Origin of the sequence: Streptomyces sp. NPDC006012, from assembly GCF_042871185.1 — a bacterium.
Taxonomy (GTDB): domain Bacteria; phylum Actinomycetota; class Actinomycetes; order Streptomycetales; family Streptomycetaceae; genus Streptomyces.
The window spans coordinates 267,537-293,274 of sequence record NZ_JBIAIE010000001.1; the positions used below are offsets into that span (position 1 = coordinate 267,537).

General features: G+C 71.5%; 20 protein-coding genes. 12 read left to right on the top strand and 8 right to left on the bottom strand.

What is annotated here, in order from left to right:
* Positions 1-25: 25 nt before the first annotated feature.
* Complete coding sequence (locus ACFYPJ_RS01205; RefSeq protein ID WP_389008550.1) at positions 26-379, bottom strand: peptidase inhibitor family I36 protein; 354 nt, start codon at positions 377-379, stop codon at positions 26-28.
* Between the two features lie 277 nt (positions 380-656).
* Between ACFYPJ_RS01205 and ACFYPJ_RS01210 the strand changes: the two genes are divergently transcribed.
* The 5 genes from ACFYPJ_RS01210 to ACFYPJ_RS01230 all read left to right on the top strand — a co-directional run bounded on the left by ACFYPJ_RS01210 (position 657) and on the right by ACFYPJ_RS01230 (position 8,841).
* The gene (locus tag ACFYPJ_RS01210) at positions 657-1,517 is read left to right on the top strand and encodes a serine hydrolase (RefSeq protein ID WP_389008553.1); all 861 of its coding nucleotides are present in this window, start codon (positions 657-659) and stop codon (positions 1,515-1,517) included.
* A gap of 53 nt (positions 1,518-1,570) precedes the next feature.
* Positions 1,571-2,599, top strand: coding sequence for an esterase-like activity of phytase family protein (locus ACFYPJ_RS01215; RefSeq protein WP_389008556.1), 1,029 nt, complete (start codon positions 1,571-1,573; stop codon positions 2,597-2,599).
* A gap of 279 nt (positions 2,600-2,878) precedes the next feature.
* Positions 2,879-6,682: an ABC transporter ATP-binding protein gene (locus ACFYPJ_RS01220; protein ID WP_389008559.1), complete on the top strand. Its 3,804-nt coding sequence runs from the start codon at positions 2,879-2,881 to the stop codon at positions 6,680-6,682.
* Between the two features lie 170 nt (positions 6,683-6,852).
* Positions 6,853-7,242, top strand: coding sequence for a hypothetical protein (locus ACFYPJ_RS01225; RefSeq protein ID WP_389008562.1), 390 nt, complete (start codon positions 6,853-6,855; stop codon positions 7,240-7,242).
* A gap of 159 nt (positions 7,243-7,401) precedes the next feature.
* Complete coding sequence (locus ACFYPJ_RS01230) at positions 7,402-8,841, top strand: S28 family serine protease (protein WP_389008565.1); 1,440 nt, start codon at positions 7,402-7,404, stop codon at positions 8,839-8,841.
* Positions 8,842-8,982: 141 nt separating this feature from the next.
* Here the strand turns inward: ACFYPJ_RS01230 and ACFYPJ_RS01235 are convergent, their stop codons facing one another.
* From ACFYPJ_RS01235 to ACFYPJ_RS01245, 3 genes are all read right to left on the bottom strand, one after another.
* Positions 8,983-10,809 carry a glycoside hydrolase family 3 protein gene (locus ACFYPJ_RS01235; RefSeq protein ID WP_389008569.1) on the bottom strand — a complete coding sequence of 609 codons (1,827 nt, stop codon included), beginning with the start codon at positions 10,807-10,809 and terminating at the stop codon, positions 8,983-8,985.
* 272 nt (positions 10,810-11,081) lie between these two features.
* The gene (locus ACFYPJ_RS01240) at positions 11,082-11,879 is read right to left on the bottom strand and encodes a sugar phosphate isomerase/epimerase family protein (protein ID WP_389008571.1); all 798 of its coding nucleotides are present in this window, start codon (positions 11,877-11,879) and stop codon (positions 11,082-11,084) included.
* 18 nt (positions 11,880-11,897) lie between these two features.
* The gene (locus tag ACFYPJ_RS01245; protein ID WP_389008574.1) at positions 11,898-12,902 is read right to left on the bottom strand and encodes a GNAT family N-acetyltransferase; all 1,005 of its coding nucleotides are present in this window, start codon (positions 12,900-12,902) and stop codon (positions 11,898-11,900) included.
* A 331-nt stretch (positions 12,903-13,233) separates the two neighbouring features.
* Here ACFYPJ_RS01245 and ACFYPJ_RS01250 point away from each other — a divergent pair, with 331 nt between their 5' ends.
* Complete coding sequence (locus ACFYPJ_RS01250; protein ID WP_389008577.1) at positions 13,234-14,661, top strand: alkaline phosphatase family protein; 1,428 nt, start codon at positions 13,234-13,236, stop codon at positions 14,659-14,661.
* 90 nt (positions 14,662-14,751) lie between these two features.
* On the opposite strand, the gene ACFYPJ_RS01255 is transcribed toward ACFYPJ_RS01250, so the two are convergent.
* Both ACFYPJ_RS01255 and ACFYPJ_RS01260 read right to left on the bottom strand, forming a co-directional pair.
* Positions 14,752-15,663: a helix-turn-helix transcriptional regulator gene (locus ACFYPJ_RS01255; protein WP_389008579.1), complete on the bottom strand. Its 912-nt coding sequence runs from the start codon at positions 15,661-15,663 to the stop codon at positions 14,752-14,754.
* A gap of 147 nt (positions 15,664-15,810) precedes the next feature.
* Complete coding sequence (locus ACFYPJ_RS01260) at positions 15,811-16,857, bottom strand: LacI family DNA-binding transcriptional regulator (protein WP_389008582.1); 1,047 nt, start codon at positions 16,855-16,857, stop codon at positions 15,811-15,813.
* 472 nt (positions 16,858-17,329) lie between these two features.
* Here ACFYPJ_RS01260 and ACFYPJ_RS01265 point away from each other — a divergent pair, with 472 nt between their 5' ends.
* Genes ACFYPJ_RS01265 through ACFYPJ_RS01275 form a run of 3 tightly spaced genes read left to right on the top strand, consistent with a single transcriptional unit; the run spans position 17,330 to position 20,489 of the window.
* Positions 17,330-18,490 (top strand): Gfo/Idh/MocA family protein, encoded by a 1,161-nt coding sequence (locus tag ACFYPJ_RS01265; protein WP_389008585.1) that lies wholly within the window; start codon positions 17,330-17,332, stop codon positions 18,488-18,490.
* Positions 18,487-19,656 (top strand): dihydrodipicolinate synthase family protein, encoded by a 1,170-nt coding sequence (locus tag ACFYPJ_RS01270; protein ID WP_389008588.1) that lies wholly within the window; start codon positions 18,487-18,489, stop codon positions 19,654-19,656. The genes ACFYPJ_RS01265 and ACFYPJ_RS01270 overlap by 4 nt, the downstream gene beginning before the upstream one ends.
* 32 nt (positions 19,657-19,688) lie before the next feature.
* Entirely contained in the window at positions 19,689-20,489 is an 801-nt protein-coding gene (locus tag ACFYPJ_RS01275; RefSeq protein ID WP_389010068.1) for a sugar phosphate isomerase/epimerase family protein, read from the top strand.
* A gap of 203 nt (positions 20,490-20,692) precedes the next feature.
* Here ACFYPJ_RS01275 and ACFYPJ_RS01280 read toward each other — a convergent pair whose 3' ends face one another.
* Positions 20,693-21,238 carry a flavoprotein gene (locus tag ACFYPJ_RS01280; protein ID WP_389008591.1) on the bottom strand — a complete coding sequence of 182 codons (546 nt, stop codon included), beginning with the start codon at positions 21,236-21,238 and terminating at the stop codon, positions 20,693-20,695.
* Entirely contained in the window at positions 21,235-22,506 is a 1,272-nt protein-coding gene (locus ACFYPJ_RS01285; protein ID WP_389010071.1) for a helix-turn-helix domain-containing protein, read from the bottom strand. Before ACFYPJ_RS01285 ends, ACFYPJ_RS01280 begins: the two co-directional genes overlap by 4 nt.
* Before the next feature lie 176 nt (positions 22,507-22,682).
* Here ACFYPJ_RS01285 and ACFYPJ_RS01290 point away from each other — a divergent pair, with 176 nt between their 5' ends.
* Genes ACFYPJ_RS01290 through ACFYPJ_RS01300 form a run of 3 tightly spaced genes read left to right on the top strand, consistent with a single transcriptional unit; the run spans position 22,683 to position 25,671 of the window.
* Positions 22,683-23,123 (top strand): ATP-binding protein, encoded by a 441-nt coding sequence (locus tag ACFYPJ_RS01290; RefSeq protein WP_389008594.1) that lies wholly within the window; start codon positions 22,683-22,685, stop codon positions 23,121-23,123.
* Positions 23,123-24,439, top strand: a complete 1,317-nt coding sequence (locus ACFYPJ_RS01295) for a UDP-N-acetylglucosamine 1-carboxyvinyltransferase (RefSeq protein WP_389008597.1) — start codon at positions 23,123-23,125, stop codon at positions 24,437-24,439. Before ACFYPJ_RS01290 ends, ACFYPJ_RS01295 begins: the two co-directional genes overlap by 1 nt.
* A complete protein-coding gene (locus ACFYPJ_RS01300; protein WP_389008600.1) occupies positions 24,436-25,671 on the top strand; it encodes a bifunctional metallophosphatase/5'-nucleotidase in 1,236 nt (411 codons plus the stop codon). Before ACFYPJ_RS01295 ends, ACFYPJ_RS01300 begins: the two co-directional genes overlap by 4 nt.
* The last annotated feature ends 67 nt before the right edge of the window (positions 25,672-25,738 follow it).

A 25,738-nucleotide genomic window follows, 5' to 3' on the forward strand; every position in this document is an offset into this window, starting at 1 on the left:
GTAGCGGTGGCCCGGCGCCGGTGGGTCAGCAGGCGCCCGGGCCCACCCCGTCCATACGCCCGCCGAAGTCACCGACGTACTTGGAGCGCCAGTCGCCGTTGAACACGTCCCGCTTCTCGACCGGCGACCAGTTGATGAAGCAGGCGCGGGCGCTCGCGACGAACGAGCCGACGTGATCGTGCAGGCTGGGCGGCATGTCCCGGTAGCCACTGCGGGACGTCCACTCCCAGTAGGAGCCGCCGAAGCCCTCACCGCTCCAGAAACACACCGATCCGTCGGGACAGGACGGAGCGGCGGCCTGGGCGGAGGCGGCCTGGGCGGGCGCGACCAGGGCCGTCAGCGCGAGGGCGGCGGCGACGGACCACGAACGAAGCTTCATGCAGCTCTCCGAAAAAGCGAGTCGGGACGCCTCGGCGAAGGGGCCGAGGCGCCTCCATGCTCAGGTCCGGGCACCGGGACACGCCCGGGTGCAAGATCGGCGTCACTGGTGTGAGCGAATTAGTCGTTCAAGCCCACCGGCGCTGTGGCCCGCCCTGCCGCTTCCGGTGAAAACTCGCCGGGGGTCAAAGGGGCAACTCGCGAAAGTTTTCAATCGTTTACGACGGATTCAGCCCGCACGTGCAACCTTTTGGGCCAATCCATTAGTCAACAGGTACATGACTTACTGGATACCCAGCCGCGCCACGGTGCGGGCCGCCGGCGTCGGTGCCGCGCTGCTCCTCCCGGTCATCGTCGCGACCGCTCCGGCCGCCGCCGCGGCCACGCCCACGGTCAGCTGCACGTCGGCCAAGGCGGGCCTCGCCGCCAAGTTGAAGAAGGACATCACGGCCGCCGTCTCGGGCCGCAACGGCACCATCGCCGTCGGCCTCTACGACCGCACCTCCAAGACGACCTGCACCCTGAGGTCCACCAGCGCCTACGACTCGGCCAGCGTGGTCAAGGTCACCGTCCTCGCCACGCTGCTGTGGGACGCGAAGAAGCACAACCGCTATCTGACCGACCGCGAGGCCACCCTCACCAAGGCCATGATCACCAAGTCGGACAACGACGCGACCAGCAAACTGTGGAAGCAACTGGGTCTGACCAAGATCAAGGGCTTCCTGGCCGCCGCGAAGATGACGCGGACCACGCCGGGCGCGAACGGCTACTGGGGCCTGACCCAGATCAACGTGACCGACGAGCAGAAGCTGCTGTCGCTGATCACCGCCAAGAACAGCGTGCTCAGCGACAACTCCCGCGCCTACATCACCAAGCTGATGGGCCAGGTCGTCTCCTCCCAGCGCTGGGGCACCCCGTACGGTGCACCCTCCGGTGTCGCCACGCACGTCAAGAACGGCTGGCTGCAGCGGTCCACGCACGGCTGGCGGGTGCACAGCGTGGGCACGTTCACCGGCGGCCGGCACAACTACATGATCACCGTGCTGACCCATGGCAACAGCAGCATGAACTACGGCATCAACACCATTCAGGGCGTTGCCAAGGCCATCCACAAGGACCTTGCCGCGGCGGGGAGTTGAGCTTTCCGACGGTGCCCGCCACGGCGTGACCGCTCTGTTCTACGGTGACGCCTATGCGTATGCGAACCTTGATCGCCACCTTCACCGCCGCGCTGGGAGCGGCCACCTGCCTCACCGTCGCGGGGACCGCCGAGGCGACCGTCCCCGCGGCGGGCAACTTCTGCTCGCCGGCCGTGTCCATCGACCGCTTCTCGGACGCGCTCGACAAGACGACGTACAACGGAACGTTCGTCGGCAACTTCTCCGCGCTCGCCGTGGACTCCGATGGTTCCCTCGCCGCCCTCTCCGACCGCTCCACGCTGTTCGGCCTGGACGCGAAGACCCTCCAGCCGGCCTCGGCCGTCCCGCTCGCCGACGAGAAGGGCGCCGCGCTGGACTCCGAGGGCCTGGTCGTGGACCGCGACGGGACCCGGCTGGTCAGCTCCGAGACCGAGCCGTCCGTACGCCGCTACTCCCGCGACGGCCGGATCCTCGACCGGCTGCCGGTCCCGTCCGCCCTGGGGGTCGCCCCCGCGGGCCGCGCCACGGCCAACCAGACCTTCGAGGGCCTGACCCTGCTGCCCGGCGGCCACACCCTGGTCGCCGCCATGGAGGGCGCGCTCTCCGGCGACGCCGCCGACACCGTCCGCTTCCAGACCTGGCAGCGGGCGAAGGGCGGTCACTTCCGGCTCTCGGCGCAGTACGCGTACCGGACCGACCCGGGCCTGGGCGTTCCCGAGGTGCAGGCGACCCCGGACGGCCGGCTGCTCGTCCTGGAGCGCGGCTTCACCCAGGGCGTCGGCAACACCGTCCGCCTCTACCTGGCCGACCCCCGGCACGCCACGGACGTCAGCGGCGTGGAGAACCTGACCCTCAAGGCCGGCGTGCGGCCGATCCGCAAGACCCTGCTGACGGACCTCGTCACCTGCCCGTCCCTGGGCGCGACCGCCAAGCAGCCCCAGCCCAACCCCCTCCTCGACAACATCGAGGGCATGACGATCACCGGCCGGGACCACACCGGCCTGAAGGTCCTGCTGGTCAGCGACGACAACCAGAATCCGGTACAGACGACACGCTTCTACTACCTCCGAGTACGCATCTGACCACCCCCTGACCCAGCCATCCCAGCAGCAGCCCGACCAGTTCCCCGAGCCCCGATAGGGGCGCGGGGAACTGCGCGCCCAGCCACGAACAAGCCGTAGCCGTGTCCCCCCGCGGCGCGACCGCGCAAGCCCCCACCGGCCCGCGGCCCGCAGCCTTCAGCCTTCACCCCCACCCCCCCCAAACCCCGCCCACCCCAGCGGAGCGTTACGGCGGGATGAAATCCGGTGCTCAGCGCGTTGCAGCAATGCGGCAGACCAGGATGAAGGGGAGGCACCAGGGTGACACCTGAGCGGGGATGGGCGCGGCGGCTGGCGGGATACGCCTGGCGGTATCCCAAGGACGTCGTCCTCGCCCTGGGCGCCTCACTGGCGGGCATGGCCGTGACGGCACTCGTCCCATTGGTCACCAAGGTGATCATCGACGACGTGATCGGCGATCACAGCCGGTCCATGGCCCCCTGGGCGGCCACCCTGATCGGCGCCGCCCTGCTGGTCTACGGATGCGCCTACGTCCGCCGCTACTACGGCGGCCGGCTCGCGCTCGACGTCCAGCACGATCTGCGGACCGACATGTACGGGACGATCACCCGCCTCGACGGGCGCCGCCAGGACGAGCTGTCCACCGGCCAGGTGGTCGGCCGCGCCACCAGCGACCTGCAGCTGATCCAGAGCCTGCTGTTCATGCTGCCGATGACCATCGGGAACGTACTCCTCTTCCTCGTCTCCCTGGTCGTCATGGCCTCGCTGTCGCTGCCGCTGACCCTCGTCGCGATCGCCGTCGCCCCCGCGCTCGGCTGGATCGCCCGGCGCAGCCGCACCCGGCTGCACCCCTCCACCTGGTACGCGCAGGCCCAGGCCGCCGCCGTCGCGGGCGTCGTCGACGGCGCCGTCAGCGGCGTACGCGTGGTGAAGGGCTTCGGGCAGGAGGAGCAGGAGACCGGGAAGCTGCGCGAGGTGGGCCGCCGGCTGTTCGCGGGGCGGCTGCGGACGATCCGGCTGAACAGCAGGTACACGCCCGCCCTCCAGGCCGTCCCGGCCCTCGGCCAGGTCGCCATGCTGGCCCTCGGCGGCTGGCTCGCCGTGCACGGGCACATCACCCTCGGCACCTTCGTCGCCTTCTCCACGTACCTGGCCCAGCTGGTCGGCCCGGTCCGGATGCTCGCCGTGGTGCTCACCATCGCCCAGCAGGCCCGCGCCGGCACCGAACGCGTCCTGGAACTGATCGACACCCGGCCCGGCCTGCGCGAGGGCACCAGGACGCTGCCCGCCGACGCGCCCGCGACCGTCGAGTTCGACGACGTCTCCTTCGGATACGACCCGCAGCACCCGGTCCTGCAAGGGCTGAGCTTCGAGATACGCGAGGGCGAGACCCTGGCCGTGGTCGGCTCCTCCGGCTCCGGCAAGTCCACGGTCTCCCTGCTGCTGCCGCGCTTCTACGACGTCACCCACGGCGCCGTCCTGATCGGCGGCCACGACGTGCGCGAGCTGACCCACGACTCGCTGCGCGCCGCCATCGGCCTGGTCCCCGAGGACTCCTTCCTCTTCTCCGACAGCGTGCGCGCCAACATCGCCTACGGCCGCCCGGCCGCCACCGACGCGGAGGTCGAGCAGGCCGCCCGCGCCGCCCAGGCGGACCGTTTCATCGCCGAGCTGCCGAGCGGTTACGACACCAAGGTCGGCGAACAGGGCCTCACCCTCTCCGGCGGCCAGCGCCAGCGCATCGCGCTCGCCCGCGCCCTGCTCACCGATCCGCGGCTGCTGGTCCTCGACGACGCCACCTCGGCCGTGGACGCCCGGGTCGAGCACGAGATCCACGAGGCGCTGAAGCAGGTCATGGCGGGCCGCACCACCCTGCTCATCGCGCACCGCCGCTCCACCCTCGGCCTCGCCGACCGGATAGCCGTCCTCGAAGACGGCCGGCTCGCCGACCTCGGCACCCACGACGAACTCCAGGAGCGGTCCGCCCTCTACCGCCGCCTCCTCACCGACCCCGACGAACTCGGCGGCGTCTCCCCGGGCCACACCCGCCCCACGGCGCTCCCGGAGGACACCTCCGTACGCGCGGAACTCGACGCCGAGTTCGACGCCGAGCGCGGCGTCACCCCGGGCCTGTGGACCGGCGAGCGCGAACCGAAGGACGCCGCCCTCGCGGGCAGCCCGGCCACCCCGGAACTGCTCGCCCAGGTCGAGGCGCTGCCCCCGGCGGTCGACACCCCCGACATCGACGAGGCGCGGGCCGTGCGGCCCGAGCGGTCGTACGGCCTGCGGCTGCTGCTGCGCGGCTTCGGCCCGCCCCTGCTCGCCAGCCTGCTGCTGGTCGCCGTCGACGCGGGCATGGGCCTGCTGCTGCCGGTCCTGATCCGGCACGGCATCGACCAGGGCGTCACCCGCATGGCGCTCGGCGCCGTCTGGGCGGCCTCGCTGCTCGCGCTGGTCGCGGTCCTCGTGCAGTGGGCGGCCCAGATCGGCGAGACCCGGATGACCGGACGCACCGGCGAACGCGTCCTGTACTCCCTGCGCCTGAAGATCTTCGCCCAGCTCCAGCGGCTCGGACTCGATTACTACGAGCGGGAGCTGACCGGGCGGATCATGACCCGGATGACCACGGACGTGGACGCGCTCTCCACGTTCCTGCAGACCGGCCTGGTCACGGCGTTCGTCTCGGTCGTCACCTTCTTCGGCATCATGGTCGTCCTGCTGGTGATCGACGTACAGCTCGCGCTGGTCGTCTTCGCCACCCTGCCGCCGCTGGTCGTCGGCACCTTCTTCTTCCGCCGGGCCAGCGTGAAGGCGTACGAACTGGCCCGTGAACGGGTGTCGGTGGTCAACGCCGACCTCCAGGAGTCGGTGTCCGGGCTGCGGATCGTGCAGGCGTTCCGGCGCGAGCGGGACGGCGTGCGCCGGTTCACCGAGCGCAGCGACGGCTACCGCGCCGCCCGTATCCGCGGCCAGTGGCTGATCTCCGTCTATTTCCCCTTCGTCCAGTTGCTGTCCTCGGTGGCCGCCGCGGCCGTACTGATCGCGGGCGCGGGCCGGATCGAGGCGGCCACCCTGACCACCGGCGCCCTGGTCGCCTACCTCCTCTACATCGACCTGTTCTTCGCGCCGGTCCAGCAGCTCTCCCAGGTCTTCGACGGCTACCAGCAGGCCACCGTCTCCCTCGGCCGCATCCAGGAACTGCTGCGCGAGCCGACGTCCACGAAGGCCGCCGGCGCACCGCTCGACGTGCCCGCCCTGCGCGGCGACCTGGCCTTCGAGAACGTCGACTTCGCCTACCGCACCGACGGGTCCGACGCACCCGGCGAGGCCGCCCTCACCGGGATAGACCTGCGGATACCGGCCGGGCAGACCGTCGCCTTCGTCGGCGAGACCGGGGCCGGCAAGTCGACCCTGGTCAAGCTGGTGGCCCGGTTCTACGACCCGACCGGCGGCCGGGTCACGGTCGACGGGAGGGATCTGCGCGACCTCGACCTCACCGCGTACCGCCACCGGCTGGGCGTCGTCCCGCAGGAGGCGTACCTCTTCCAGGGGACCGTCCGCGACGCCATCGCCTACGGCCGTCCCGACGCCACCGACGCCGAGGTGGAGGCCGCGGCCCGCGCGGTCGGCGCGCACGACATGATCGCCCGGCTCGGCGGCGGCTATCTGCACGAGGTCGCCGAGCGCGGCCGCAACCTCTCGGCGGGCCAGCGCCAGTTGATCGCGCTCGCCCGTGCGGAACTGGTCGACCCGGACGTGCTGCTCCTGGACGAGGCGACGGCCGCCCTCGACCTGGCCACCGAGGCCCAGGTCAACCTGGCCACCGACCGCCTCGCCGGCCGCCGTACCGCCCGCCCGTCGCCCGACGGCCACCCCGCAAGGGCGTCCGACCGCCACCCCTCAGCCGCGCGTACCACGCTGATCGTCGCCCACCGCCTCACCACCGCGGCCCGCGCCGACCGGGTCGTCGTGATGGACCACGGACGGGTCGCCGAGGACGGCACCCACGAGGAACTGCTCGCGCTCGGCGGCCGGTACGCCGAGCTGTGGCGGACCTTCGTCGGCCGGGCCGAGCCGGAGGAGCCGGTCGGCGCATTCGGCTGAGGCCGCCCGGTCCGCACGCCGCCGCCCCGCCCCCGCCGTCTCGGCGGTGAGGCAACCATCTGGCGGGTGTCGTGCGTCCGTACATCAGTACGTGCTCCGCCGTCCGACAGCCCGTGTCCGCCAGCTGTCCGGTGACTGTCCGACGGCCGTGACCTGAGAGGGACGAACAAGTGGCCAGTGGTGCGATACGCCGGCGTCTGGTGCTCGGGACGGCCGTGCTGACCGCCTCCGGGGCACTCGCGCTCGCGGTGCCCGGCGGCGCCCAGGCGGCGGACGACGTGTGCGCCGGACGTGCGGTGAAGACCCTGTCCTTCACCACCGGCTCCGTGCACGTCTACAAGCGGGACGGCTACGTCTGCGCGGTCACCCTCCCCGCCAGACCCGGTGGCAAGCGCAGCATGTCGGTCAGCGTGCAGGCGCGCGGCAACCGCCCGGTCGTGGACAAGGGCCGCTACGTGTACCGGGCGGGCCCGGTGACCGTGCACGCCGGACACCGGTGCGTACGGGTCACGGGCTCGGTGGAGAGCGGCTCGGTGAGTTCCGGCTGGATCCTGTGCTGACGCCGCCAACTCGGCCGGGCCGCCCACGCGGCTGACACCACTCACGCGGCCGGGCCGCCTCCGGTCACCCCGCTGACCTGCGGTTGCGTCAATCCCCCCTGGTGTGAAGCGAGTTGCTCCGATAGCTTCCGGCGCACATCTGTCTCACAGGGAGGGTGCATGCGCAAGGCGCTCAGATGGCTGCTCGCGCTCGCCGTGCTCATAGGCACGGTGAGCACGGCGGGGACGGCCACTGCCACAGCCCGGTCCGCAGCCACCACCGGCAGCACGGACATCAAGGAACAGCTCCTCGCGATACCGGGCATGAGCCTGGTCGAGGAGAAGCCCTACACCGGCTACCGCTTCTTCGTCCTCACCTACACCCAGCCGGTCGACCACCGGCACCCGTCCAAGGGCACGTTCCAGCAGCGGATCACCGTGCTGCACAAGGACGTCTCCCGCCCGACGGTCTTCTACACCGGCGGCTACAATGTCTCCACCAGCCCCGGCCGCCGCGAGCCGACCCAGATCGTGGACGGCAACCAGGTCTCGATGGAGTACCGCTTCTTCACCCCGTCCCGGCCGTCCCCGGCCGACTGGTCCAAGCTCGACATCTGGCAGGCGGCCGGCGACCAGCACCGCATCTTCCAGGCGCTGAAGAAGATCTACCCCGCCAACTGGCTCGCCACCGGCGGTTCCAAGGGCGGCATGACCGCCACCTACTACGAGCGCTTCTACCCGCGCGACATGGACGGCGTCGTGGCCTACGTCGCGCCCAACGACGTCGTCAACGACGAGGACTCGGCCTACGACCGGTTCTTCGCGACCGTCGGCACCAAGGAGTGCCGGGACCGGCTGAACGCGGTCCAGCGGGAGGCCCTGGTCCGCCGCCAGCCGCTGGAGCAGACCTACGCCGCCTACGCCGCCGGCAACGGCTACACCTTCGCCACCATCGGCGGCCTGGACCGCGCCTACGAGGCCGTCGTCCTCGACTACGTCTGGGGCTTCTGGCAGTACAGCGGCCTGTCCGACTGCGACTCGGTCCCGGCGGACGCCAAGAACGCCACCGACCAGGAGATCTGGGACTCCGTCGACGCGATCTCCGGCTTCTCCGCCTACACCGACCAGGGCCTGGAGACGTACACGCCGTACTACTACCAGGCGGGTACGCAGCTGGGTGCACCGACGATCCACTTCCCGTACATCGAGAACAAGTACATCGAGTACGGCTACCAGCCGCCCCGGAACTTCGTCCCCCGCTCCATCCCGATGACGTTCCAGCCGAACGTGATGCGCGACGTGGACACCTGGGTCCGCCACCACGCCACGCGCATGCTGTTCGTCTACGGCCAGAACGACCCCTGGGGTGCCGAACGGTTCCGTCCCGGCAAGGGCGCCCGGGACTCGTACGTCTTCACCGCGCCCGGCATGAACCACGGGGCGAACGTGGCCGGTCTGGTGGCCGACGAGAAGTCCCTCGCCACCGCCCGCATCCTGGACTGGGCGGGCGTCGCGCCGGCCGCGGTCCGGGCGGACCCGTCGGCGGCCGAGCCGCTGGCCCGCTACGACGCCCGGCTGGACGCGCGTGACGTGGAGCGCGAACCGGCGCTGCGTCCGTGACGTACGGGGCCGCGCCCGCCTCCCGGGAGGCGGACGCGGCCCATCCCCGGCGCCCGACGGGGCGCGGGGTCCACTCATCGCCGATCGCCGACCGCCGACGGTATGGCGCGGCGGCGCGGTGCTGTGCTTCCGGCGGCGTGCCTAGTACGTCAGCCCGTGCCCGATCGGGTAGAGCACCCGGGCCGGGTCGTCCGCCCGTTGCACCGGCACCGGCAGTCTGCCCCGCGGCGCGACCCGTCCGGCGATGACCCGGGCGGCGGCGCGCAGTTCGACGTCGGTCCACGAGTAGGTCGCCAGGCAGGCCGGTACGGAGGGCAACTGGGCGACGTCGTACGGATTGCGCACGGCGACGGCCACCACCGGCTTCCCGGTGGCGAGCAACTGCTCGACGAGGGACTTCTGAGTGCTCGCCGCCGAGACGTTGTACGTCCCCACGACCACCGCGTCCGCGTCCCGCGCGGCGGCCACGGCCTTGGCGACGGCGTCCGCGGAGGGGTCCGTGCCGGTGGAGAGCGCGGTGGCCGTGAAGCCCAGTTCGGTGAGGGCGGCGGCCAGGACGCCGGTGGGCGGGCCGGTGGTACCGGACGGGGAGGCCGGATCGGCGCCCACCACCAGGACGTTGCGCTGCGTCCGGTGGGACAGCGGGAGCACGCCGCCCTCGTTGACCAGCAGGGTCGTCGTCCGCTCGGCGATCCGGTCGGCGGTGGCCAGGTGCGCGGCCGTGCCGACGGTGCGGCCGACCCGCTCGGCGTCGGCGTACGGGTCGTCGAACAGGCCCAGCCGGGCCTTGAGCCGCAGGATGCGCAGGACAGATTCGTCGAGCCGCGCCTCCGTCAGCTCGCCCTCGCGCACGGCGGTCAGCACGGCGTTCCAGGCCACGTCGAGCTTCGGCGGGTTGAGCAGCTGGTCGACGCCCGCCTTGAGCGCGAGCACCGGCACCCGGTCGTCGCCGTACTTGGTCCGCACGCCCTCCATGCCGAGGGAGTCGGTCACCACGACCCCGTCGTAGGCCAGTTCGCCGCGCAGGATGCCGGTGAGGATGGGCCGGGAGAGGGTGGCCGGGTCGCCCGAGTCGTCGAGGGCCGGGAACTGGATGTGCGCGGTCATGATCGAGTCGATGCCGGCCCTGATCGCGGCCCGGAAGGGGACTGCGTCCAGCTTCTCCCACTGGTCCCGGCTGTGGGTGATCACGGGGAAGCCGTAGTGGCTGTCGACGGCGGTGTCCCCGTGCCCCGGGAAGTGCTTGGTGGTCGCCGCGACCCCGGCCGACTGATAACCCGTCACCTCGGCCGCCACCAGCGCGGCGACGGCGTCCGGGTCGGCCCCGAAGGACCGTACGCCGATGACCGGGTTGGCCGGGTTGACGTTTACGTCGGCGTCGGGGGAATAGTCCTGGTTGACGCCCATCGCGCGCAGTTCGGCGCCCGAGATCCGGCCCAGGGTGCGGGCGTCGGCACGCGAGCCGCCCGCTCCGATCGCCATCGCACCAGGGAAGAGGGTGGCGGGCTTGCCGATCCGGCAGACGGCGCCGTGCTCCTGGTCGGTGGCGATGATGGCGGGCAGCCCGCGGGGGCGGCCGAGGGAGGCCCGCTGGATGCCGTTGGACAGCTCGGCGATCTGGCGCGGGTTCCTGGTGTTGTGCGCCCAGGTGAAGTAGATGATGCCGCCGACGCGGTACTTGGCGATCAGCTCGGCGGCGGTCCGTACGCCGATCTCGTTCAGGTTGGCGTCGATGTCGGCCTGGTCGGGGGCGGTGGCCGAATGCCCGTACGCCCGCATGACGAACAGCTGGCCGACCTTCTCCTCCAGGGTCATCCGGGAGATGAGGGCGCCAAGCTGCTTGTCGCTGGGACCGGAGTCGGCGTGCGCGGCCCCGCCGACGGTGACCGCGGCCGTGACGCCCGCGGTCGCGGCGAGGACGGTACGTCTGGAGGGGCGGGCGGTGTTTCCCGGGCTCGTGTCGTGCACGTGCGCTCCTTCCGGAGGGAGATCCGTGGAGATGCGTGGTGATCGGCTGAAGGAAACTTCCGAGGTGCCACCAATATCCGGGAAGTTTCTGCCAGTCAAGGGAGCACACATCACCCGGCGTGCCAACATCCCCTGTCACCGGACCGTGATCGCGCCGGTCCGGCACCTGCCCCGGACGTGCGCCGGACCGGCCGCGCCGGGTGCCGGCGGGGGCGCTGCCCGCGCGGAGCGCGGCGGGCCCGGCCGCCCGGTGGGAGGGGGAGCGCCGTGGGCTACGCCGCCTCGCTCAGCAGCCGGCCGAGGTGTTCGCGGCCCGCGCCCAGCAGGTCCGGGAGCGGGGCGGCGGCTTCGTACCACCGCTTCTCGTACTCCCAGCACAGCCAGCCGTCCCAGCCGTGCCGGCACAGGACGTCCACGCACTCGGTCAGCGGCAGCACCCCGGCACCGAGCGGCAGCGGGGTGGTGTCCTCGGCCGAGGCGATGTCCTTGACCTGGACGTAGCCGAGGTACGGGGCGAGCGCGGCGTAGCTCTCCGAGGGCTGTTCGCCGCCCAGCCAGGTGTGCATCACGTCCCACAGCGCCCCGACCTGACGGTCGTCCACCGCGCCGAGCACCCGGGCCGCGTCGGCTCCGGTGCGGTGCGAGTCATGCGTCTCCAGGAGGATGCGGACGCCCAGCGCCGACGCCTGTCCGGCGGCGCGGGCCAGCCGCCGGGCGGCGGTCGCGTCGGCGTCCGCCGGGGGCTGGTCGCCCCCGCCCGGGAAGACCCGGACGTACGGTGCGCCGATGTCGTGGGCGAGTTCGAGGAGGTGCTGGAGTTCGGCGAGCACCGGCTCGTCGGCGCCGGGCGCGGCGACCCGTGGGTACCCGGCCAGGCCCAGCACCTCGATCCCGGCCGCCTCGAACGCGGCAGCCACGCCGGCACGGTCGGCGGGGCCGAGGCCCGGGTGGACCGGCTCCTCCGGATGGGCGCGCAGTTCGACGCCGTGGTAGCCGTGTGCGGTCGCGAGGGCCAGAACCTCGGACACCGGCAGTCCGGGGACGCCGAGCGTGGAGAACGCGAGCTTCATGACCACGGACCCTACTCGTCACTCGCCTCCCGGGCGGAGATCCAATCGCCAGTCCTGCCCGACCAGGTCCTGGCCGAAGGAGCGGTGCGGTTTCTCGCCGGCCAGGACGAAGCCGTGCCGCTGGTAGATGCGCCGGGCGGCGCCGAGCACGTCGTTGGTCCACAGCACCAGATCCCGGTAGCCGACCCCGCGTGCGAAGTCGACGACGGCGCCGACCAGCCGGTCGCCGATGCCGAGCCCGCGCGCGCCGGGTTCCACGAGGAGGAGCCGCAGCCGGGCGGTCGCCGGGGCCTCGTCCCGCACGCACATCACGCACCCCACGGGCCGCCCCCTCCCGCCGAACGCTTCATCCGGCCCGTCCTGGCCACCCTGTCCATTCTGTGCGTCCTGGCCGAAGGGTGCGCGCAGTTCGGCGATCCACACCCGTTCCAGGTGCGGGTCGTGGTCCTGCGCGAAGTCGGCGACGATACGGGCGACCAGACCTTCGTAGTCCGCGTTCCACCCGTACTCGGCGGCGTACAGGGCGGCGTTGCGCTGCACGATCCAGCCGAGGTCGCCGGGGCCGGGCTCCCGCAGGACCACGTCCTCGGGGCTCGGGGCGTGCCGCTCCCCGAGGATGCTCCGGATGGTCTGCATGGCGTCCGCGAGACGGGACCGGTCGCCGGGGCGTACGGCGGCGAGCAGCGAGCCGACGGCCTCCCGCGCCCGTTCGTCCAGCAGCGCGGCCGTCTCGCGCCCGCGCGGGGTGAGCCCGACGCGCCGCCGCCGGGGGTCCTTCTCGGAGGGCGCGCGCTCGATCAGCCCGCCCTGCTCGAACTTGTTCAGGATCCGGCTCAGATAGCCCGCGTCGAGGGACAGCTCGGCCCGGAGGTCGGCCGCGTCGGTACGGGGGGAGTTGGCCAGCTCGTACAGGATGCGGGACTCGGTGAGGGTGTACGGGGCGTACAGGTGGCGGCCGTAGTCGAGGGCGCCGATGACGTTCGTGTAGAAGCGGTTGAAGGCGCGGATGTCCTGGACGGTCATGATGCGGCCTCGGTGTCCGATGGGTGACCCGGTCGAAAATCTCTGACTCAGTCAGAGATGCTGCGCATCGAGCGTACGTCCGCGCCGGACCGCCGTCCAGCGGACGGGCCGACGTCCGCGCGCTTTCCGAAGACGGGGCAACGCCCCTCGTTTTCCCAAGGCGTGGCAACATCCGGGCGACAACCCGGCGACCCGGGTCATGACTTGGCCAACCCCTTCCCGCGCGTTGTCGCTGTGTTCACCCCATGCCTCTGATGTCCTCGCCCTGACGGGCGAAGAGTGGATGACGGACCTGTGGCCTGCCCACAGGAACTCTCATGAAGGGAACACCATGGCCGAGTTGACTCGCCGTAGGCTCCTGAGTTCGGCAGCCGGAGTGCTGGGCGGTGCCGCGGCGCTCTCGCTGCTTCCGCCGAGCGTCCAGAAGGCCGTCGCGGCCGGGCCGTCGGAGGGCGGTTCGCTGAGCGACATCCACCACGTCGTCATGCTCATGCAGGAGAACCGGTCGTTCGACCACTACTTCGGCACCCTCTCCGGCGTCCGCGGCTTCGCCGACCCGCAGGCGCTGCAGCTCGACACCGGACGTTCCGTCTTCTACCAGCCCGACACCGTGAACCCGAAGGGGTATCTGCTCCCCTTCCACCTCGACACCCACGCGTCCAGCGCCCAGGCCATCCCGTCCACCAGTCATGCCTGGTCGGTGCAGCACCAGGCGTGGAACAACGGCAAGATGGACCAGTGGCTGCCGGCCCACCGCAAGGCCGACGGCGCCAATGGCCCCTACGTCATGGGCTACTACACGCGCGAGGACATCCCGTTCCAGTTCGCGCTGGCCGAGAACTTCACCGTCTGCGACACCTACTTCTGCTCGGTGTTCGGCCCGACCTGGCCGAACCGGCTGATGTGGATGACCGGTTCGATCGACCCGGCCGGTACCCACGGCGGCCCCATCACCAGCAACAGCGCGCCGTCGCCGTACCGCTGGACGACGTACGCCGAGCGCCTGCAGGCCGCGGGCGTCAGCTGGAGGGTCTACCAGCAGAGCGACGACTACGGCTGCAACCTGCTGGAGCAGTTCGCCGCCTTCAAGAACGCCAAGCCCGGCTCCGACCTCTACGAGCGGGGCGTGCGACCGCAGCCGGCGGGCACGTTCGAGGACGACGCGCGCAACGACCGCCTGCCGGCCGTGAGCTGGATCATTCCGACCAGCACCCAGTCCGAGCACCCCGACTACCTGCCCGCGGCCGGTGCCGACTTCGTGGCGTCGAAGATCGAGGCCATCGCCTCGAACCCGGACGTGTGGCGCAAGACCGCCTTCATCCTCAACTACGACGAGAACGACGGCCTGTTCGACCACGTGCCGCCCCCCACGCCGCCCGCCGGCACGAAGGACGAGTTCATCGGCGGCCTGCCCATCGGCGGCGGCTTCCGGGTCCCGGCGATCATCATCTCCCCCTGGACGGTGGGCGGCTGGGTGGCCTCGGAGCCCTTCGACCACACCTCGTCGCTGCGGTTCCTGGAGCGCTTCACCGGGGTCGCGGAGCCGAACATCAGCGCCTGGCGCCGGTCCACCTTCGGTGACCTCACCAGCGCCTTCCGCTTCCAGGACGCCAGCCCGCAGGTGCCCGGGCTGCCGGACGACACGGCGGCGCAGCTGGAGAAGGCGAAGCAGGAGGTGGCGACGCTGCCGAAGCCGACGCTGCCGGGCACGAGCCAGAGCTTCCCGCAGCAGGAGCAGGGCAGCAGGCCGCACGTCTGACGTGCACCTCGGGCCGAAGCCCTAAGATTCCGGCCTTCGCGATCGTTGCTGTGCCGCTAGGTGGGAAGGGGTTCGGTCGGGAATCGTCCGTCAGGGCTGCGGGGGCGGAGACGGGGGCGTGCTCGTGGAGTGGGGGCGCGCGTCCTGTTCCTGCCCGTCGGTGGCGGACCAGCTGGCGAGCAGCTTCAGGCCGTCCGCGGAGGCGGTCCCGGGCGCCGCGCTGTAGACGACGACGCTCAGGCCGTTCTCGTCGGGCAGGTTCATGGTCTCCTGGTCCAGTTCCAGCTCGCCGACGAGTGGATGGTTGAGCCGTTTCGTGGTCATGCGGAAGACGTGCACGTCCTGGGAGCCCCACATGACACGGAAGGCGTCGCTGCGGGTGGACAGCTCACCGATCAGGTTCGACAGCTCACGGTCGTGGGGGTTCTTGCCCGCCCCGATGCGCAGCGCGCCCACGGCGAAGCGGGCCATCCGCTCCCAGTCGGTGTAGAACCGCTCGGCGGCGGGGTGCAGGAACGCGAACCGGGCGACGTTCTCCCCGCAGGCCGGGTCCGCGTGCATCTGCGAGTACAGGGCCCGGCCCAGCGGGTTGGCGGCCAGCACGTCGAGCCGGTCGTTCATCACGAACGCCGGCAGCTCCGGCATGCCCTCGACGATCCGCGCCACGCTGGGCCGCACCACCGGCCGGGCCGCCCGCTGCCGGGTCCGCGCCCCGGACTCCGGTCCGGCAGCGCGGGCGAGGTCGTAGAGGTACATGCGTTCGGCGTCGTCGAGCCGCAGGGCCCGGGCGAGGGCGTCCAGCACGCTGTCGGACACACCCTTGAGGCTGCCGCGCTCCAGGCGCGTGTAGTACTCGACGCTCACCCCGGCGAGCGCCGCGACCTCGCCCCTGCGCAGCCCCGGTACGCGCCGCTGGCCGTACGTCGGCAGTCCCGCCTGCTCGGGGGTGATCCGGTCGCGGCGGGAGCGGAGGAAAGCGCTGACTGCGTCCCGGTTGTCCATGCGGACAGGGTAGGCGGGCCGTGCCGCGGGTGGGGGCCCCTGCCAGTACCCCCCACACCGCGCGGTGCCGGGGCCGGGGCCGTGCTCCGCACCGTCACGGCGCTTCCCTGCGACGCTCCCTTGCAGTGCTTCCTTTCAGTGCTTCCTTCAGGCCCGGGGCAGCCCCGACGACTCCCGGACCATCAACTCGCCCGGTACCGTCGCGAGCCTCCCGGGCGGCGGTTCCTCGCGGCCCGTCGCGATGCGGCCCGCGCGCGCCCCGGCCTCGGCGAGCGGCAGCCGGACCGTCGTGAGGGAGGGCACCGCGTCGGCGCTGAACGGCAGGTCGTCGAAGCCCACCACCGAGACGTCCTGCGGGATGCGCAGGCCGGACTCCCGCAGCGCGGCGCACGCGCCGAGCGCGACGGTGTCGTTCGCCGCCACCACCGCCGTCAACGACGGTTCCCGGCGCAGCAGTTCCTTCGTCGCCTCGTAGCCGGAGCGGCGGTCGTAGCGGCCGTGGACCGTCCACTGTGGGTCCGCTTCGATGCCGGCCGCGGACAGCGCCGCGCGATGGCCCTCCAGCCGGTGCCGGGTGGTCGTGCGCTCCTGCGGCCCGGCGATGTAGCCGAGGCGCCGGTGGCCCAGGCCGATCAGGTGGTCGGTCAGTTCGCGGGCCCCGTCCCGGTTGCCGAAGGTCAGGGCGACGGCCTCGGTGTCCGGCACCGGCGGCCGCCCGCACAGCACCACCCGGGTGCCCGCCTCGGTGAGCCTGCGCAGCTTGGCCGCGACCGCCGCCACGTGCGGGGCGTCCTCCACGGCGCCGCCGGTGAGCACCACCGCCGCGGCCCGCTGCCGCTGCAACAGCGTCAGATAGGTCAGTTCGCGCTCCGGCGAGCCGCCGGTGTTGCAGACGACCGCCAGCCGTTCGCCGCCCGCGCGTCCGCCCGGTCCGCCGATCTCGGCCTGGATCGCGCCGGCCATGATGCCGAAGAAGGGGTCGGCGATGTCGTTGACGAGGATTCCGACCAGGTCGGAGGTGGCGGCGGCCAGGGCGCTCGCCGGTCCGTTGAGGACGTAGTCCAACTCGTCCACGGCCCGCAGCACCCGTTCCCGGGTCGCGGCGGCCACCGGGTAGTTGCCGTTCAGTACGCGCGACACCGTCGCGGGGGAGACCTGCGCGCGGGCCGCCACGTCCGCCAGGGTCACCGTCATCTCGTCGTCCTCCGGTCGCGCATCTCGTGGTGCGAGTCGTTTAAACCGTGTGAGTCGAAAGCCGTTATGGGCCGGTATGAGTTTTAAGTGCAGTATTCGCCGTGCTCACTGCGTCTGCCGCATCCGCTGTATTCGACGTATCCCTCTCCGTCCGAGCGGACGATAGCGAGCCTGTGATCCCGGGTGTGCGATGTCGGGCGTGCGATCCCAGGCGGACGACACGGCCGACCCCTCGCACCCTCGCCCCCTCGAATCACCCGGAATGGACGCGCCCTCTTGAAAGGACCACTGGTCAGAGGCTAGCTTCCCCAGTGATAGAAAGCGCTTGCTGCCACGGTGGCCGCGCAGGTCCGCCGGGCGATCCCTGTCCGGCCTGCCGTGCGGCGCATGCCTGCCGGGCGACCGTGACATACAGGAGAAGACGGGCCCCGGATGACCACGAAGGGCTTCGGACGCCCACGAAGGGACTGACGTGACACGCAAGACGGTGCGTATCGCCATGAACGGCGTGACCGGGCGCATGGGCTACCGCCAGCACCTCGTCCGGTCGATCCTCGCCCTGCGCGAACAGGGCGGACTCGACCTCGACGACGGCACCGTGCTGTGGCCCGAGCCGATCCTGCTCGGCCGCCGCGAGCACGCCCTGCGGGCCATCGCCGAGCGGCACGGCCTCGACGGCGCCGCAAGCGTCTCCACCGACCTGGACGCGGTCCTCGCCGACCCGTCGGTCGACATCTACTTCGACTCCCAGGTCACCTCGGCCCGCGAGGAGGCGATCAAGAAGGCGGTCGCGGCCGGCAAGCACATCTACACCGAGAAGCCCACCGCCACCGGCCTCGACGGCGCCCTGGAACTCGCCCGCCTCGCCCACGCCAAGGGGATCAGGCACGGCGTCGTCCAGGACAAGATCTTCCTGCCCGGCCTGCTCAAGCTGAAGCGGCTGATCGACGGCGGCTTCTTCGGCCGCATCCTCTCCGTGCGCGGCGAGTTCGGCTACTGGGTCTTCGAGGGCGACTGGCAGTCCGCGCAGCGCCCCTCCTGGAACTACCGCGCCGAGGACGGCGGCGGCATCGTCGTGGACATGTTCCCGCACTGGGAGTACGTCCTGCACGAGCTGTTCGGCCGGGTCACCTCCGTACAGGCCCTCGCCGCCACCCACATTCCGCAGCGCTGGGACGAGAGCGGCAAGCCCTACGACGCCACGGCGGACGACGCCGCGTACGGCATCTTCGAGCTGGAGGGCGGTGCCGTCGCCCAGATCAACTCCTCCTGGGCGGTCCGCGTCAACCGCGACGAACTGGTCGAGTTCCAGGTGGACGGCACCGAGGGATCCGCCGTCGCCGGGCTGCGGCGCTGCCGCGCGCAGCACCGCTCTGCCACCCCCAAGCCGGTGTGGAACCCGGACATCCCGGCCACCGAGGTCTTCCGCGACCAGTGGCAGGAAGTACCCGACAACGGGGAGTTCGACAACGGCTTCAAGGCCCAGTGGGAGCTGTTCCTGAAGCACGTCTACGCCGACGCCCCCTACCACTGGGACCTGCTGGCCGGCGCCCGCGGCGTCCAGCTGGCCGAGCTGGGCCTGAAGTCCTCGGCGGAGGGCCGCCGCCTCGACGTACCGGAGATCTCGCTGTGACCATCCGACTCCCGGACGCGCACGGCGCGCTGCGCACCCACGAACCGCGCTCCGAGCCGCTCACGCCCGCCTCCGGCATCCCCTTCACCTCCCGTACGGTCTTCTCGGCGGCCCACGTCGTCGCCGACCCGTACGCCGACGTCCACCCGGGCTCGCCCGCCGCCGTCGACTGGGACGCCACCCTCGCCTTCCGCCGCCACCTGTGGTCCCACGGGCTGGGCGTCGCGGAGGCGATGGACACCGCCCAGCGCGGGATGGGTCTTGACTGGGCGGGTGCCGCCGAGCTGATCCGGCGCTCCGCCGCCGAGGCGCGGGCGGCCGGCGGCCGGATCGCCTGCGGGGTGGGGACGGACCAGCTGGCCGCGACCGAATTCGGCCACCCCTACGGCCTGGCCGAGATCCGCGCCGCCTACGAGGAACAGCTCGCCCTCGTCGAGGAGTCCGGCGCGCAGGCCGTCCTGATGGCGTCGCGGGCACTGGCCGCCGTGGCCAAGGACCCGCAGGACTATCTGGAGGTCTACGGCCACCTGCTCCGGCAGGCCGCCGAGCCGGTGATCCTGCACTGGCTGGGCCCGATGTTCGACCCGGCCCTGGAGGGCTACTGGGGCAGCGCCGACCTGGACGCGGCCACCCACACCTTCCTGGAGGTCATCTCCGCCCACCCCGACAAGGTCGACGGCATCAAGGTCTCCCTGCTGGACGCCCAGCGGGAGATCGCCCTGCGCCGCCGGCTGCCCGACGGGGTCCGCTGCTACACCGGCGACGACTTCCACTACCCCGAGCTGATCGCCGGCGACGAACAGGGCTTCAGCCACGCCCTGCTCGGCATCTTCGACCCGCTGGGCCCGCTGGCGGCCGAGGCGGTACGCGTCCTCGACACCGGTGACACGAACGGTTTCCGCCGGCTGCTGGACCCGACCGTCGCCCTGTCCCGCCATCTCTTCCAGGCGCCCACCCGCTACTACAAGACGGGCGTGGTCTTCCTGGCCTGGCTCGCGGGCCACCAGTCCCACTTCACGATGGCCGGCGGCCTCCAGTCGGCCCGCTCCCTGCCGCACCTCGCCCGCGCCTACGAACTCGCCGACGGCCTCGGCCTATTCCCCGACCCGAAACAGGCCGAGGCACGCATGAAGAACCTGCTGTCGCTGTACGGGGTGGACCAGTGAGTACGGAACTCGCCCGTTTCTCCATCAACCAGATGACCGTCAAACAGCTCTCGCTGCCCGAACTGGTCGACGCGTGCGGCAAGCTGGGCGTGCCCGCGGTGGGCCTGTGGCGCGCGCCGGTCCAGTCGTACGGCGTCGAGGCCGCCGCCCGGCTGGTGCGCGACGCGGGCCTGACGGTGACGGCCCTGTGCCGCGGCGGTTTCCTCACCGCCGTCGACCCCGAGGAGCGCACGGCGGCGCTGGCCGACAACCGCCGCGCGGTCGACGAGGCCGCCGCGCTCGGCACGGACACCCTGGTCCTGGTCTCCGGCGGCCTGCCGCCCGGCACCAAGGACCTGGCGGCGGCCCGCGAACGCATCGCGGACGCGCTGACGGAACTCGCCCCCTACGCCGAGGATCACGGCGTACGCCTGGCCATCGAGCCGCTGCACCCCGTGTTCGCGTCCGACCGCTGCGTGGTCTCCACCCTCACCCAGGCCCTTGACCTGGCCGAACGCTTCCCCGCGCGCCAGGTGGGGGTGGCCGTGGACACATACCACGTCTGGTGGGACGACCGGGCCCCCGACCAGATCGCCCGCGCGGGCGCGGCCGGCCGCATCCACACCTTCCAACTGGCCGACTGGACCACTCCGCTCCCCGCGGGAGTCCTCAACGGCCGCGGCCAGATCGGCGACGGCTCGATCGACATGCGGGAGTGGCGGGGATACGTGGAGGCCGCGGGCTACACCGGGCCCATCGAGGTCGAGCTGTTCAACGAGGAGCTGTGGGCGAGGGACGGACGGGAGGTACTGGCGGAGACCGCGGAGCGGTTCGTGGAGCATGTGATGGGCTGACGCACGGGCCGACCGAGGGCGACAGAACCGAGGGACCACGGTCGACAGGTACACCCGCGGGTCACGGCCAAGGGGGCGCGGCCGGTGGAACGGACCTCCTCGAAGCCACAGCAGGCGCCGAATGTGCAATGAGGTGTCCCGTCGTTCCGGCCCGCCGAGTCGGCCGCCCGGCCCCGCAACCGCCGCGAACACGTCGGCGCTGATCACGACCGCGCGGACAGCTTGGGGGCAAGCAGCTCCAGCACTTCCTGCCAGCGGTAGCGGTCGGCCCCGCCGCCGGCCTTCGGCCGGTGCGGCTCGTACGAGCCGATCAGGACGTCCATCTCGCGCAGCCGATCCAGACTCTGGCGGTAGGCGGGATGGGCGGCCTGGGCGGAGTTCAGATACGGCAGCACAGCGACCGGAATCCCCATGGCGGGCGCTTCGCACAGCACGCCCAGCGCGAGATTGTCGGAGATCCCGGCGGCCCATTTGTTGACCGTGTTGAAGCTCGCCGGAGCGACCGCGATCGCATCCGCGGTCCGAGACGGGCGCGGTTCCCCCGGCGACCGCCAGGCCGAACGGATGGGACGGCCGGTCTGGGCCTCGACCCGCTCCGTGTCAAGGAAACCGAGCCCTTGCGGGGTGGCGATGACGCCGACGTCCCAGTGTCGCTCCTGTGCCGCGGTGATCAGACGGCCGACGTCGGCTGCGACTCCGGCCGCGCAGACCACGATCTGGAGGAACGGCTTGTCCTGCTGGTCACTCACGCGGGCACTCCCAGTTGGCGGCTGAAGTGGTGCAGCTCGGGCAGTGCCCGGCGGCGGTCGCGGGCTGCCATGTCGGCGACCAGTTCGCGTACGGCCGGGCGGCGGATGTCCTGTGCCGCACAGCTCTCGGCGATGCGCAGAGCCTGGTAGCCGTCGGCGAGTCTGCCCTGCTGACTGTAGGCGCGGGCAGCCTCCACCCAGAGCGCGGCCCGGCGCTCGGGTACGGGAATGTGCCGCCGCATGAGCGGCCGGGCAGATTGCAGGGCGATGCCGGCGTCGCCGAAGGAGACGGCCGCGCTGACCTCGTGGAGGGCGACGTTGGTGGGGCTGAAGTTCGCCCAGGCGTCCGGCCGGTCGAAGGCGACGTAGCGCGCCACCTCCTTGGCCTCGGTGAGGAAGTCCTGGGTGGCGTCGCGGTCCCCGTTTCTGCTGGCGGCGGTCGCCCCGCGGAGCAACAGCAGACCGACCGCTGCCAGGTACCGGGGCGAGCGCTGGTCGTAGGCGCCGGTGAGCCGGTCGGCGGTGTGGCGGACCATGCTCACGGCCTGGGCGGTGTGCTTCTCCCGAACGAGAACGTGAGCGTGCACGCGGACACTGGCGGCGAGCACCACCGGATCCCCCGACCGCTCTGCCTCGGCCATGGCCCGACCCGCCGCGAGCCAGGCGTTGCCCTGATCGGCTCGTTTCAGCAGCAGGCTCACCGAGGTCTGGTAGGCGGTCGCGAGCAACCCGGACACCTCCGCCGAGGCGGACGAGCCGCCTGCGGTCTGGCGCAGGTCGGCGATCAGACCCGGCAGGGTCTGCTCCAGCTCCGCGTAGTCGCACATGCAGAACATTCGGCGTACGGCCCGTGCCCGGCCTCGCAGCTCGTCGAGGTCCAGGGCTTGCCCGGTGGCCGCAGGGCTCGTGCCCGGCAGCAGGACCCGGACCAACTCGTGATGTGCTGCGGTGGACGACGGTGGGGCCGCAAGCACGGCGGCGCTCGCGGCAAGGAAGGTACGGCGGTGCATGTCCTCTGTTCCGGGGCCGGCGGGGCTGGCGACGGGTGCGGCGGCGAGGCCAAGGCGGTGCGGCGGAATCTCCAGTACCTGCGCGATCTCGCGCAGCATGCGTACGTCCTCCGTACCCCTGCCGCTCTCCAGGCGGCTCACCTTCGACTGGTGATACCCCAGTGCGACGGCGACGTCCCTCTGCGAGCGCCGCTGTAACACCCTCGCCTGACGGATCACTTCGCCGATCCGCCTCGCCTCACCCTGCGCGTCGGCCATCTGTGCCACGGCTCCTCCTGCCGTCGCCGATCCTGCCTGCTCAACCGAGCGTAACCGAGCAGCAATTGGCCGCGATGCAGCTCCTGCATAAGTGATGCAGCCCCAGCACACGGCGTGGCCCCACCCGCCTCCGGAGCGGTTGCGTAGAGCAGCCGCACCAATCCAGGAGGCAGCTCGTGAAAGCGCACCGGTTCGCTCTCTCCGTACCCACCACACCGATCGCGGTCACCGCCGCCCGGCGCCAGGCCGTGGACGCGATAGAGGGCTGGGACGCGGGACTCGGCACCGGGGTGGTGCACACCGCCGAGCTCGTGATCAGCGAGTTCGTCACCAACGCGGTCCAGCATGCCGGTGGGGACCTGGTCTCCCTGACCGTACGACTCGACGAGGCCACCCTGCGGATCGAGGTCGGCGACGCCTGCCCGGTGCTGCCCCGGCCAGCTCTCCCGGATCTGTACAGCGAAAGCGGCCGAGGTCTGTTCCTCGTCGCTGTTCTCACACACCGGTACGGCGTCGAGCCGACGGCGGACGGGAAGCGCTGCTGGGCCGAGATCGCCCTGCCCTCCAGCCCGAACCCGGAGATCGACTTCTCCCTTCCCTTGCAGAGGAGTTGCTGATGACGACCGCCCGTGCCCCTGGCGTTGCCGCCGAGGTGATCGCCGTACGCCCCGGCCCACCGCTCACCGGCACCGTGGCCGTCGACGGTTCCAAGAACGCCGCACTCCCGCTGCTGGCCGCCGCGGCAGCCCTCGGCCGTCCGGTGAGGCTGAGCAACATCCCGGCCAACACGGACGTCCAGATCATGCTTTCGCTGCTGCAGCATGCAGGCTGGCACGTCGCACAGCCCGTCGGGGAACCGGCCTCTGCCGTAATCCTGCCGACCGGGAGTCGGCACGCATACCCCGAACTGCCGCAGGCCACCCGCATCCGTGCCTCGTACTACCTGGTGCCTGCGCTGCTCGCCCGGCGCGGTGAAGCCCGGCTGCCGTGGCCGGGAGGCTGCCGGATCGGCGCGCGTGGGATGGATCTGCATTTCAAGGTGTACGAGGCGTTCGGCGACCGGAGCGTCGTGGACGACACCGGATACCGGGTCGAGGCCACCCCGCCCCGCACCGGCACCGTGTGCCTTGTACTGCCGTTCCGCTCGCGCGGGGCGACGGTGGTCGCCATGCTCCGGGCCGTCACGACCGGGCGGCCTCTGCGACTGGGGGATCCCAACCTCTCGCCGGAAGTGCTGTGCGTACTGGAGGCCCTCCATACGGCGGGCTGGGAGACCCGAGCCAGTGAACGCCTGCTCACCCTCTCGCCGCCGTCCTCGGCACCGAACGACGCCACTTGGGTGGTGCCGGGAGACAAGGTGGAAGCAGGGACGCTGGCCTGCGCAGTCGTCGCCACCGGCGGAAGTGCGCGCATCGAAGGCGCGCGTGCCGACGACATGGGCCCGCTCGTCGCGGCCTTGCACCGGCTGGGGATCTCCGCCAGCAGCGAGGCGAACGCTCTCACTGTGAACGCCCAGGACGGCCGTATGACGAGCCGCCCCCTACGGGCCATCGCCTCACTCAGCCCCGGCGGCCTGGACGCCGACTTCGAACCACCGCTCATGGCGCTGGCCCTCGGCCTGCCTGGTGCCCACCTGTTCGCCGACGCCATCAACCCCGGCCGCCACAGCAATCTGCTGCCTCAACTGGCCCGCCTCGGCGCGGTCATCAAGGAGATCTCCCCCACCGAGTGCCGCCTGACCGGCCCCCAGCAACTGACCGGGACAGGTGTGGAGGCCACCGACATCCGCACCGGCTCCGCCCTCATGGTCGCCGGCCTCACCGCCCGAGGCGTCACCACCCTCGGCGGCCTCGACCAGCTCCGCCGCGGACACGCAGACCTGCCCGGCAAGCTCCACACCCTGGGCGCCGACGTCTGCGAGGTCACCCCATGACCGGCATCCGCGCCCTGCGCCAGATCGTGGCCACCACCGACGTCCACTCCACCCTGCACAACGCCGCGCCCTTCCTGACCCACCTCCACGCCCTCCGTCCCACCTCACTCGTCGTGGACTGCGGCGACTTCTTCGAAGGCTCCGGCTATTACGCCCTCGCCCACGGCACGATCGAACGCGAGATCCTGCTCAAGCTCTACGACGTACTGGCCCCCGGCAACCACGGCTGGCCCCACCACTTCGAACCCGAGCTCCACCGGCTCACCGTCTGTGCCAACGCGGTCCACGCCGAGACCGGCGACGCGATCTTCCGCCGCCTGCGCATCGCCGAAATCGGTGACCGGCGCGTCGGTGTAACCGCCGTGATCGGACAGCAGGCTTTCCACTCGATCCCCGCTGCGCAGCGAGCCGGCCACTGCGTCACCGACCCCGCTCAGTCCCTGCGTGAGCTGATGCTCGCCCACCATCAGGAGGTGGACAGCTGGGTCCTGCTCAGCCATTCCGGGTTCGAGGAGGACCTCAAACTGGCGTCGGCCTGCCCGTTCCTCGACGTGATCTTCGCCGGGCACTGCCACAGCAACCAGTACGGCCCCTCCCGCGTCGGAGACACCCTTCTCGTCAAGGGCCGCGAACTCGCCGACGGCTACGCGATCGCCACGCCTCTCGGCGCGGGCTGGGGTGCCGGCACCACTCGTTTTCCGGACCGCACTCCAGGCGCCGTTCCCACAGAACTCACGGACGTGACAGCACGTATCGACGAAGTCGGGACGCAACTGCACGAGGTCCTCGGACCGGTCCATCCGGCTTTCGGCCACCAGCCCCTCGACCGGCGTGCCGTGCTGTTGGACCTCACCGCCCGCCTGCGCACAGCACTCGGCGCAGACGCGGTCCTCCTCAACGAGACCGCGCTGCGCACCGTCCCACTCGGCGACACCCTCACCGTGGGCGACCTGCTGTCCATCGAGCCGTTCGCCAACCAGCTGGTGCACGCCCACGTTCCGGAGCCGGATCGCCACAACCTGCGTGGCCTGCTGACGCGCCTGACCGCCCAGACCGGCCCGCTCGTCACCGCCCCCGATCCCCTACCGGAAGCCGTCACCACCGTCCTGACCACCGACTACCTCGCCGACACCTACTTCGGCGGACGCACGTATGAAGCCGGGCTCCGTCTGAGCCAGGCCATCCAGCACGTCCTCACCGCTCCCGACACCGCGGATGGAGGCAATTTATGATCCTCCCCGGTCCCGAACAACATCCGTCTCGGTCCCACCACCCTGATCACCTACACCCACGAGGTCC